Below are 11,480 nucleotides of genomic sequence, written 5' to 3'. Positions count from 1 at the left end.
AGGCTCCAGCCGCACCAACACCGTCCGCTGTTCCAGCTTGTCCCTAACCATCGTCACCGGATTGGAAACCACCTGATCCCCAACCTTCAGCGGCACATCCGGAATCACCCTGATCGGCGTCGCCGGGCCCCCCAGCAGAATCGGTTTGGCCAGCTCTGCATGGTCTTCCACGCGTGCCTTCCCGAACTGCCCAGCCATATGTTCCAACCATCTGCCCGCTCGCTGAGACTTGATGCCCCCCAGCACCTTCGCACTCATGCGCACCGCCATGCCCATCCCGGCAGTAGCAAGACTCAGCAACAAATTGATCAATACCTCGGCGCTGATTTCCCCCAGCAACTCGTTCATGTACGCCGGCGGCAACAGCCGCATCCAGCTGACCATCGCCGACAGATAGATAAACATCAGCGGCTCATCGCTCAGCACTAACAAGCCCTTAGCGATGCTTTCGGTGCCGAGTTTCAGCAGCTGTTCAAATTGGTCCTGAGACAGGTAATGCAGAAGTTTTTCGGCATGCCCCAGCGGGTCTGAAAGCCACTGAAACAGCTGCTTGATGGTGTCCCACAGTGAATGCAACCCCTCACCAAACCCGCGGGCATAGCCTTGATGCAGTGAGAGGTAGCGCTTGAGGAAGTTGGCTTCGGAATAACCCTTCCACAGCGGCTCGAAGGTGCTGCTCCATTCCGCGCGCAGCCAACCTTCCAGCGGTGCGATAACCGACTGATAAGAGGCGTACAACGCCTTGAAATGCGCTTTGGAAACAGTGGGGTAGAAACTGACCCGGTACTGCTGGTTGCGATCACATTCTGTGATTTCGAGAATGCCGCTGGGGCCAATCGTCTTATGGATCGGCTCACCCAGCGGGCCACCGCTGGGGTCGATGCGTTGCACCATCACGGGCGTACTGCCAATGGGCACGAACCGTGAACTCTGGAACATATGCACCAGGGTCAGCGTGCCGTTGGCCTGGCAGGTTGCGGTGGTGGTGCTGGGAAAAAGCGAAGGGCTGATCGGCGCGACCAGCGTCACTTCATCCCCGACCTTGAATACCTGTTCGATATCCAATGCCGAAAAGCTGGAAAAATTCTCGGCCCAGGCGTCGTAGTGATTAAGGCAGCGCTTGAAGTCGCTGATAACGGCTTCGACGTCTCGCGCCTTCGAATCCATGATGGCCAGCACCAAATAGCCAATTGCTTGGCTGGTTACGCCTATCATGAAGCAGCCCCATCAGCTGGGGCCCACACAAAAAACGCCATCTGCAATCCCTCGCGCTGTGTATTCAGGCGAAGGACTTTGCGGACCTTTTCAGGGGAGGGGAGTAGAGGTAATCCGACCATCACGTGGGACGTTTCGACAACGCTCGTTCTTCCTCCACGCGACTGGCGGCTATTGTCAGAAACCCCCCAAAAGAGTACAAATGTACTCCATGACGACTCTGACCCCACGCCGTATCGCCATCCTGACCTTTATCCGCGACCGCATCGCGCAGCAAGGCCAGCCACCCAGCCTCGCCGAGATTGCCGAGGCGTTCGGCTTTGCCTCGCGCAGCGTGGCGCGCAAGCATGTGCTGGCGCTGACCGAAGCCGGGTTTATCGAGGTCAACCCTAACCAGGCCAGGGGCATTCGCCTGCTCAATCAACCGGTGCGCCCGGAATGGCTGGATGTGCCGGTGCTCGGTCGAGTCGCTGCCGGTTTGCCCATCGGCGCCGATGCCGAAGTGCACAGCCGCCTGCAACTCGACCCGTCTACCTTCGCAAAAACTCCGGACTATCTGTTGCGGGTGCAGGGTGACTCAATGATTGAGGACGGCATCCTCGATGGTGACCTGGTCGGCGTACGACGCAGTGCCGAGGCGTTGAATGGGCAGATTGTGGTGGCGCGCCTGGACGGTGAAGTGACCATCAAGCGGTTCGAACGCAATGGCGACAGCGTGCGCTTGCTGCCGCGCAACCCCGCGTACCAGCCTATCGTGGTGGGGCCCGACCAGGACCTGGCCATCGAAGGCGTGTTCTGCGGTTTGGTGAGGCAAGGCTGATGGGCGCCGTGATTGCACTGGACACGCTGTTCAATGGCGGGCGTGTCTGGAAAGGCCGACCTGCCGCGCCGCCGGCGAGTGTGCATCCCACGGGGTTGGCGGCGCTGGATGCGGTGTTGCCCACGGGCGGCTGGCCGGAGGCGGCCTTGAGTGAAATCCTCATGGCCAAGGACGGTGTGGGTGAGCTGCAACTGGTGCTGCCGACCCTGGCGCGCTTATCAAAGGCGAGGGAGCGAATTGTATTGGTGGCGCCGCCTTATACGCCCTACCCGCATGCGTGGCAGAATGCCGGGGTCGATCTGCGCCTGCTCTCGGTGATCCAGGCCGAGGAGCGCGACGCCTTATGGGCAGTGGAGCAGTGCCTGCGTTCCGGCAGTTGCGGCGCGGTGTTGTGCTGGCCGCGCAAGGCTGATGACCGGGCGCTGCGTCGCCTGCAAGTCGCGGCGGAAACCGGGCAGACCCTGGCATTTGCCTGGCGCGCCTTGGGCGAGGCGATCAACTCATCGCCCGCCGCCTTGCGCTTGGCGGTCGAGGCCAAGCCCGCGCAGGTGCGAGTGCTCAAGTGCCGGGGCGGCCTGGCCCATCCGGCGCCGATTGCGCTGGCGGGGCACTGAGGTTGCCATGCGCTGGGTGTGTATTGTTTTCCCGCAATTGGCGCTGGACGGGGTGCTGCGTGTGCACCCCGAACCGGACCAACCCCTGGCCCTGCTGGCCGGCACGCCGCAGCGACGCGTGCTGCAAACCGTCAATGACGCCGCCCGCGCCTTGGGCCTGCGCCCCGGTCAATCCCTGACGGCTGCGAATGCCCTGGCCAAGACCTTTGCCAGCGCCGAATACGACCCTGCTGAGATCGAGCGCTACCAACAGTTCCTCGCCGCCTGGGCCTACCAGTTCAGCTCCCAAGTCAGCCTGTATTACCCGCGGGCCTTGCTGTTCGAGATCGAATCGAGCCTGGGGCTGTTCGGGCCGTGGCCGCGGTTTGAAGCGCGCTTGCGCAAGGAATTGACCGAGCTGGGCTTTCGTCACCGTATCGTCGCGGCGCCCAACCCGGCCGCCGCGCGGGTGCTGGCGAATATCGATGATGGCCTGGCGGTTACCGATGACGTCCTGATGCAGGCCCTGGCGCCGCTGCCCATCGACCGCGCCGGGCTCGAACCACAGGCCGCCACGGCCCTTTCGCGCATGGGCCTGCGCAGCCTGGCCCAGGTGCAGGCGTTGCCCCGGCATACCTTGGCGCGACGTTTTGATGCCAGTTTGCTCAAGCACCTGGACGCACTGACCGGGCAGCGGCCGCTGGCCCTGGCGTTCTACCAGCCGCCGGACCAGTTTGATGTGCGTATCGAGCTGAATTTCGATGTGCAATCCCACCAGGCGCTGCTGTTTCCTTTAAGACGGTTGACCGGCGATCTGTCCGCGTTTCTGTGCGGCCGCGACAGTGGCGTGCAGCGTTTCGACCTGCACCTGGAACACGCCCAGGCGCCGGACAGTGTGATCAAGGTCGGCCTGCTCAGCGCCGAGCGTGAACCGGCGATGCTGTTTGAATTGGCCCGTGGCCGCCTGGAGCACGTTCAAGTGACCTCACCGGTACGCGGCTTTCGCCTGGTGGCCCAGGACCTGCCAGTGTTCGTGCCGCAACGCCATGACCTGTTCGACGACCGCCCGCAACAGACCCTGCCGTGGGAACAATTGCGCGAGCGCCTGCGTGCGCGCTTGGGGGATGAGGCAGTGCAGGGCCTGCGCTTTCACGCCGACCATCGTCCAGAATGCGCCTGGCAAGCGGCGGCGGATAAAAATCCGTGCCAGGCCTTGAACAAAGTACAACGGCCCGGCTGGCTGCTGCACGAACCCACGCTGCTGGCCGATCACGGTGTGCACATCCTCATGGGCCCGGAACGCATCGAATCCGGCTGGTGGGACGGCGCCGATATCCGCCGTGATTACTACCTCGTCCAGACCCGCGCCGGCCAGCAAGGCTGGGCCTATCGCACCGTGGGGCAAAGCGATGGCCTGTGGCTGCAAGGCTGGTTTGCATGAGCTATGCCGAGCTGCACTGCCTGTCCAACTTCAGCTTCCAGCGCGGTGCATCCAGTGCGCTGGAGTTGTTCGAACGGGCCAAGCGCCAGGGCTACAGCGCTTTGGCGATCACCGACGAATGCACGTTGTCGGGCATCGTGCGCGCTTGGCAGGCGGCGAAGGCGGTGGCGCTGCCGCTGATTATCGGCAGCGAGATGCGCATCGAGAACGGCCCGAAACTGGTGCTGCTGGTGCAAGACCTCAGCGGCTACCAGCACCTGTGCCGCTTGATCACCCTGGCCAGGCGGCGTGCCGAAAAAGGCTGCTATCGCCTGCTGCTGGAAGACTTCGAGCAACCGTTGCCCGGCCTGCTGGCGCTGTGGGTCGCCGAAGACAGCAACACTCAAACCGAGATCCAATGGCTGCGCCGCACCTTTGCCGGGCGCTTGTGGCTGGCGGTGCATTTGCATTGCGGCCAGGACGATGCGCGCCACCTAGAGCAGCGCCTGGCACTGGCGGCCAGCCTGAAAATCCCGGCGGTGGCCTGTGGCGATGTGCATATGCATGCGCGCGGTCGCCGCGCCCTGCAAGACACCATGACTGCCATCCGTCATCACGTGCCAGTGGCCGAAGCCGGCACGCGGCTGCACCCTAATGGCGAGCGGCACCTGCGTTGCCTGGAGGAGTTAAGCACGCTGTACCCCGCGTCGCTGCTCGATGAAACCCAGGCCATCGCCCGCCGTTGCACCTTCGACCTCAGCCAATTGCGCTATCACTACCCACGCGAATTGGTCCCCACCGGCCACAACGCCCAATCCTGGCTGCGCGCCGTGACTGAAGCAGGTATCGCCCAGCGTTGGCCGCAGGGTGTCGACGCCAAGACCTTGCAGCAGATCAACAACGAACTGGAGCTGATCAGCGAGCTGGGCTATGAAAGCTACTTCCTTACGGTGCATGACATTGTGCAGTTCGCCCGCAGCCGTTCGATCCTGTGCCAGGGCCGGGGCTCGGCGGCCAACTCGGCGGTGTGTTTTGCCTTGGGCATCACCGAGATCGACCCAAGCCTGACGAGCATGTTGTTCGAGCGCTTTCTCTCCAGGGAGCGAAATGAACCGCCGGACATCGACGTGGACTTCGAACACGAACGCCGTGAAGAAGTGCTGCAGTACGTGTTTCAGCGCTACGGCCGCACACGTGCAGCGCTGACGGCGGTGGTCAGCAGTTACCACGCGAGCGGCGCGGTACGCGATGTGGCCAAGGCCTTGGGCTTGCCGCCGGACCAGATCAATGCGCTGGCCGAGTGTTGCGGGCGTTGGAGCGACGACACGCCGCCCCTGGCGCGCCTGCGTGAAGCCGGCTTTGACCCCGAAAGCCCAATCTTGCGTCGTGTGCTCACGCTCACTCAGCAACTGATCGGCTTCCCCCGGCACCTGTCCCAGCACCCCGGCGGCTTTGTGATTTCCGAATACCCGCTGGATACCCTGGTGCCGGTGGAAAATGCGGCCATGGCCGAGCGCACGATCATCCAGTGGGACAAGGACGACCTCGACGCCGTCGGCCTGCTCAAGGTGGATATTCTCGCTCTGGGGATGCTGAGCGCGATCCGCCGCTGTTTCGACCTGCTTCGCCGCCATCGCAACCGGGATTTGAGCCTGGCGTCGGTGCCCAAGGAGGACCCGGCTACTTACGCAATGATCAGCAAGGCCGATACCATCGGCGTGTTCCAGATCGAGTCGCGGGCGCAAATGTCGATGTTGCCCAGGCTCAAGCCTCAGACGTTTTATGACTTGGTGATCGAGGTCGCCATCGTGCGGCCGGGGCCGATCCAGGGCGGCATGGTGCATCCCTATTTGCGTCGGCGTAACAAGGAGGAGGAGACGACCTATCCCTCGCCGGAACTGAAAACCGTGCTCGAGCGCACCCTGGGCATTCCGCTGTTCCAGGAACAAGTCATGCAAATCGCCATGGTCGCCGCCGACTACGGCCCCGGCGAGGCCGACCAATTGCGCCGCTCCATGGCTGCCTGGAAACGCCATGGAGGCCTGGAACCGCACCAGCAACGCCTGCGCACTGGCATGTTGAAAAACGGCTACAGCGAAGAATTTGCCGCGCAGCTCTTCGAGCAGATCAAGGGATTTGGCAGCTATGGCTTCCCTGAATCCCACGCCGCCAGTTTCGCCTTGCTGACCTACGCCAGTTGCTGGCTCAAATGCCATGAACCCGCGGCGTTTGCTTGTGCGCTGATCAACAGCTGGCCCATGGGCTTCTACAGTCCGGACCAGATCCTGCAGGATGCGCGGCGCCATCGTCTGCAGATTCGCCCGGTGGATGTGCAGGCCAGCGACTGGGATTGCAGCCTGGAACCCATCGACGGTGCACAGCCGGCGATCCGCATGGGGTTGCGCATGATCTCGGGGTTTCGCGAAGAAGATGGGCGGCGCATCGAAGCGGCGCGCCAGCGTCGGGCGTTCAGCGACATCGCTGACTTGGACGAACGCGCCGGACTGGATGCGCGTGCGCAGGCGTTGCTGGCGGATGCCGGTGCCTTACGCGCCCTGGCCGGCAACCGGCACAAGGCGCGTTGGGAAGTGGCGGGGGTGCACAAGCAACTCGGGCTGTTTGCCGGCCTGCCCAGCCCCGACGAAGCCGTGGTCGAGTTGCCGGCACCGACAGTGGGCGAGGACCTGTACGCTGACTACGCGACGGTCGGCACCACCCTTGGCCCGCATCCGTTGGCGTTGTTGCGCGCGCAATTGCGTAAGCAGCGCTGCCGCAGTTCCCAAGAGCTGATGCTGGTCGAGCATGGGCGCAACGTCAGCGTCGTCGGGTTGGTGACCGGTCGGCAGCGGCCAGGCACCGCCAGCGGTGTGACCTTTGTCACCCTGGAAGATGAATTCGGTAACCTCAATGTGGTGGTCTGGCGCGACCTGGCTGAGCGTCAGCGCCAGGCGCTGGTGGGCTCGCGCCTGCTGAAAGTGGACGGGCGCTGGGAAGCGGTGGGTGAAGTGCGGCACCTGATCGCCGGCCGGCTTACCGACCTGACGCCACTGTTGGAAGGGATAAATGTGCTCAGCCGGGACTTTCACTGAGGCAGGGGCTTGTGGAGGCGTAACCCCCTAAATTATAAGAGATGAACCATCCGCGTCCGACGCGCTCCAAATTTTTGCGACCGTCTTCTCTTAGCGCAGAGCCAACCGATGCAATTTTTATCCAACTCTCACGGCTGTGAAGGCTGGGCCGGTGAAATGGCCCGGCGGATCCGTGCATTCGATTGGTCGGACACCGAGCTGGGGGCCATTGAACAGTGGTCCACCAGCTTGCTCTGCAACGTGCAGATGATGCTCGCATCACCCGTGCCGATGGTGATGTTGTGGGGCCGCGCGGGGTACATGATCTACAACGACAGTTATTCGGTGTTTGCGGGTGGTCGCCACCCGTACCTGCTGGGCACGCCGGTAGAACTGGGCTGGCCGGAAGTGGCCGACTTCAACCGTCATGTGCTGGACACCTGCCTAGCGGGCGGGACCTTGTCGTTCAATAACAAAGACCTGGTGTTGTTGCGTAACGGCAAACCGGAAACCGTGTGGCTGGATCTCTATTACAGCCCTGTCGCTGGCGACAGTCAGCAACCCGCCGGCGTGTTGGCGATTGTGGTGGAGACCACCGAGCTGGTGAAATCCGAGCAGGTGCGCCAGGAACTCACCCATAACCTCGAGCAGCGTGTGGCCGCCGAAGTGCAGGCGCGCTCTGCCGCCGAGGATAAGTTGCGCCAGTCGCAGAAACTCGAAGCCATCGGCGGCCTGACCGGCGGCGTGGCGCACGACTTCAACAACTTGCTGCAAGTGATCGCCGGCAACCTGCACCTGCTCGCTCGCCACGAGCCGGACAACGTGCAGGTGCAGCGACGTGTCGCGGCCGCCATTGCGGCGGTGGATCGTGGTGCCAAGCTGTCATCGCAATTGCTGGCATTCGCCCGACGCCAACCGTTGTCGCCTGCGGTGTATAACCCGCAACGCATCTACGCGGGCCTGGGCGAACTGCTGCAACGAGCGCTTGGGGAAACCATCCACATCGATGTGCAGTTGCCCCAGGATTCGTGGTGCATCAACGTCGACCGCAACCAGTTGGAAAACGCACTGCTCAACCTCGCGATCAATGCCCGCGACGCCATGCAAGGTGAGGGTGTGATCCATATCACCGGCGCGAACATCATCCTCAACCCAGGCGATTGCGCGGGTAAAAGCATCAAACCCGGTGAGTACGTGCGCTTGGCTGTTACCGATATCGGCGTGGGCATGCCGCCGGCGATCCTGGCGCGGGTGTTTGAGCCATTCTTTACCACCAAGCGTAACGGGCATGGGACCGGCCTTGGCCTGAGCATGGTGTTTGGCTTTGTGCGCCAGAGCGGCGGGCATGTCGAGGTGTGGAGTGAGGAAGGGCGCGGAACCGTGGTGCAGATGTATTTCCCGCGCAGCCTCGGCGAGGAGTGCGAGGACGCCTGTGACGAGCCTCTGCCGCATGCCCATGCCCATGGCCATGAAACAATTCTGGTGGTCGAGGACAACGAAGACGTGCGCGAGACGGTCGTGGAACTGCTGGAGCAGGCGGGTTATACCGTGCTCACGGCCGAAGACGGTGACCGCGCGATGAAGATGCTACAGGCCGGTGTACCGCCGGAGCTGATTTTCACCGACGTGGTGATGCCCGGTCGCGTCAAGAGTACCGACCTGGCTGACTGGGCTCGCGCGCAAACACCTCCCGTGGCGGTGCTGTTCACTTCCGGCCACACCCGCGACATTCTCTCCAGCAATCATTTGCTGAGTCCCGAGATTCATCTGCTGAGCAAACCCTACAGCCCCGAAGCCCTGACGCAACGGGTCCGCAGCGTGCTTGCCGCCCAACAAGGTTGTCCATGACTTCACAGCGCAACATTCCCTCGATCACCGCCCAACATACTGGCTTCGTCCGCGTACGCTGTGCCCGCGAACACAACCTGCGAAACGTTGATGTGGATATTCCACGGGATGCCTTGGTGGTGTTTACCGGCGTCTCGGGTTCGGGCAAATCGTCCCTGGCGTTTTCCACGGTGTATGCCGAGGCGCAGCGGCGTTATTTTGAGTCGGTGGCGCCGTATGCGCGGCGGCTGATCGACCAGGTCGGCGTGCCGGATGTGGACAGCATCGAAGGCCTGCCGCCCGCCGTGGCCCTGCAACAGCAGCGTGGTACGCCGAGTGCGCGCTCGTCAGTGGGCAGCGTCACCACGTTGTCGAGCCTGATCCGCATGCTGTACTCCCGCGCCGGCAGTTACCCGCCGGGCCAGGCGATGCTGTACGCCGAGGACTTCTCGCCGAACCTGCCGCAAGGTGCGTGCCCGCAATGTCATGGCCTTGGCCGCGTGTACGAAGTGACCGAGGCATTGATGGTGCCCGATCCCTCTTTGACTATTCGCCAGCGCGCAGTGGCGTCCTGGCCGTTAGCGTGGCAAGGGCAGAACCTGCGCGACATTCTGGTGACCCAGGGCTATGACGTGGATATCCCGTGGCGCGACCTGCCGAAAAAGCAACGCGACTGGATCCTGTTCACCGAAGAAACCCCCACTGTCCCGGTATACGCTGGCTTCACCCCCGAACAGGCCCGCGATGCGCTCAAACGCAAGCTTGAGCCCAGCTACCAAGGCACCTTCAGCGGTGCGCGGCGCTACATCCTGCACACCTTCACCCACACCCAAAGCGCGTTGATGAAAAAGCGCGTCTCACAGTTCATGCAGGGCAGCGCTTGCCCGTTATGCGAGGGCAAACGCCTGACCAGAGCCGCGCTGTCGGTGAAGTTCGCCGGGGTGGATATCGGTGAGTTGTCGCAGTTGTCATTGGCGCAACTGGCCGAGTTGCTGCGGCCGGTGGCGGCGGGGCAGGACAAGATGAAGCTGTCGGTGGAAAAACGCCTGGCCGCACAACGTATCGCCCAGGACTTGCTCGAGCGGGTCAGTACCTTGACCGAATTGGGCTTGGGCTATTTGTCCCTGGAGCGCAGCACACCGACCTTATCGTCCGGAGAGTTGCAGCGATTGCGCCTGGCTACACAGTTGGGCTCGCAATTATTCGGCGTGATCTATGTGCTGGACGAGCCGTCGGCGGGGCTGCACCCGGCAGATGGCGAGGCGCTGTTCACCGCGCTGGATCGTTTGAAAGCGGCGGGCAACTCGTTGTTTGTGGTGGAGCACGACCTGGAAACCATGCGCCGCGCCGACTGGCTGATCGACGTGGGCCCGGCGGCCGGTGAGCATGGCGGGCAAGTGTTGTACAGCGGGCCGCCGGCGGGTCTGGCGCAGGTGGAGGCGTCGCAGACGCGTGAATACCTGTTCGCCGAAAAACGCGTGTCGAATCAGGAACGCCGCGAGCCCTCCGGCTGGCTGAAACTGGACGGCGTGACGCGTAATAATCTCAAGGCCCTTAACGTTGACTTTCCGCTGGGCTGCTTCACCGCAGTCACTGGGATTTCCGGTTCGGGCAAGTCCAGCCTGGTCAGCCAGGCGCTGCTGGAGCTGGTAGGCAGCGGCCTCGGCCGTGTGGTGGAAAGCGACGAAGAGCCGAGCCTGGAAGACGACACGCCGCAAACCAGCGGTGGACGTATCAGCGCCGGGCTCGAGCTGATCCGCCGCCTGGTGCAGGTGGACCAGAAACCCATCGGCCGCACCCCGCGCTCCAACCTGGCGACCTACACCGGGCTGTTCGACAACGTGCGCAAACTGTTCGCCGCCACGCCCGCAGCCAGGAAACGTCATTACGACGCCGGCCAGTTCTCCTTCAACGTCGCCAAGGGCCGTTGCCCGAACTGCGAGGGTGAAGGGTTTGTCAGCGTCGAGCTGCTATTCATGCCCAGCGTGTATGCGCCATGCCCGACCTGCCACGGCGCGCGGTATAACCCTGAGACGTTGGCGATCAAATGGCAGGGCTTGAGCATCGCCCAGGTGCTGGGGCTGACGGTGGAGCAGGCGGTCGACGTGTTTGCGGAACAACCCAGTGTGTTGCGTTCATTGCAAGTGCTGCGGGATATCGGCCTGGGTTACCTGCGCCTGGGGCAACCGGCGACCGAGCTGTCGGGCGGCGAAGCGCAACGCATCAAACTGGCGACCGAGTTGCAACGCAATGCGCGGGGCGCCACGTTATACGTGCTGGATGAGCCCACGACGGGGCTGCATCCACGGGATGTGGACCGCTTGCTAAGCCAGCTCAATCAGCTGGTAGATTCGGGGCATACGGTGGTTGTAGTGGAGCATGAGATGCGCGTGGTGGCGCAGAGTGATTGGGTGATTGATATCGGGCCGGGGGCAGGCGATTTGGGCGGGACAGTGGTTGCCAGCGGTAGGCCGCATAAAGTCGCCCAAAGCAAAACCAGCCGCACCGCGCCGTTCCTGGCCCGGGAGCTGAGCTAA

General features: G+C 63.0%; 6 protein-coding genes and 1 pseudogene. 6 read left to right on the top strand and 1 reads right to left on the bottom strand.

Features of this window, described 5'->3' with window-relative positions:
- Window positions 1–1,215: pseudogene (locus tag AACY30_RS16455) on the bottom strand (type IV secretion protein Rhs); the annotation flags it as partial.
- Between the two features lie 202 nt (window positions 1,216–1,417).
- Here AACY30_RS16455 and lexA point away from each other — a divergent pair.
- From lexA to uvrA, 6 genes are all read left to right on the top strand, one after another.
- Entirely contained in the window at window positions 1,418–2,035 is a 618-nt protein-coding gene (lexA, locus tag AACY30_RS16450; protein ID WP_339540714.1) for a transcriptional repressor LexA, read from the top strand.
- The gene (imuA, locus tag AACY30_RS16445) at window positions 2,035–2,649 is read left to right on the top strand and encodes a translesion DNA synthesis-associated protein ImuA (RefSeq protein WP_339471765.1); all 615 of its coding nucleotides are present in this window, start codon (window positions 2,035–2,037) and stop codon (window positions 2,647–2,649) included. Before lexA ends, imuA begins: the two co-directional genes overlap by 1 nt.
- 7 nt (window positions 2,650–2,656) lie before the next feature.
- Window positions 2,657–4,069, top strand: coding sequence for a Y-family DNA polymerase (locus AACY30_RS16440; RefSeq protein ID WP_339471766.1), 1,413 nt, complete (start codon window positions 2,657–2,659; stop codon window positions 4,067–4,069).
- Window positions 4,045–7,137: an error-prone DNA polymerase gene (locus AACY30_RS16435; RefSeq protein WP_339540713.1), complete on the top strand. Its 3,093-nt coding sequence runs from the start codon at window positions 4,045–4,047 to the stop codon at window positions 7,135–7,137. Before AACY30_RS16440 ends, AACY30_RS16435 begins: the two co-directional genes overlap by 25 nt.
- A 108-nt stretch (window positions 7,138–7,245) precedes the next feature.
- The gene (locus AACY30_RS16430) at window positions 7,246–8,964 is read left to right on the top strand and encodes an ATP-binding protein (RefSeq protein ID WP_339471768.1); all 1,719 of its coding nucleotides are present in this window, start codon (window positions 7,246–7,248) and stop codon (window positions 8,962–8,964) included.
- The gene (gene uvrA / locus AACY30_RS16425; protein ID WP_339540712.1) at window positions 8,961–11,480 is read left to right on the top strand and encodes an excinuclease ABC subunit UvrA; all 2,520 of its coding nucleotides are present in this window, start codon (window positions 8,961–8,963) and stop codon (window positions 11,478–11,480) included. The genes AACY30_RS16430 and uvrA overlap by 4 nt, the downstream gene beginning before the upstream one ends.

The organism is Pseudomonas sp. RA_5y_Pfl1_P24 (assembly GCF_963970945.1).
In the GTDB taxonomy this organism is placed as follows: Bacteria; Pseudomonadota; Gammaproteobacteria; order Pseudomonadales; family Pseudomonadaceae; genus Aquipseudomonas; species Aquipseudomonas tritici.
This window is presented reverse-complemented; position numbering and strand designations above follow the sequence as displayed.

Bases quoted from the DNA above. Each gene is read 5' to 3' on its own strand.
- lexA (WP_339540714.1), top strand. From the start codon at position 1,418: ATGTACTCCATGACGACTCTGACCCCACGCCGTATCGCCATCCTGACC.
- uvrA (WP_339540712.1), top strand. From the start codon at position 8,961: ATGACTTCACAGCGCAACATTCCCTCGATCACCGCCCAACATACTGGC.
- imuA (WP_339471765.1), top strand. From the start codon at position 2,035: ATGGGCGCCGTGATTGCACTGGACACGCTGTTCAATGGCGGGCGTGTC.
- AACY30_RS16430 (WP_339471768.1), top strand. From the start codon at position 7,246: ATGCAATTTTTATCCAACTCTCACGGCTGTGAAGGCTGGGCCGGTGAA.
- AACY30_RS16440 (WP_339471766.1), top strand. From the start codon at position 2,657: ATGCGCTGGGTGTGTATTGTTTTCCCGCAATTGGCGCTGGACGGGGTG.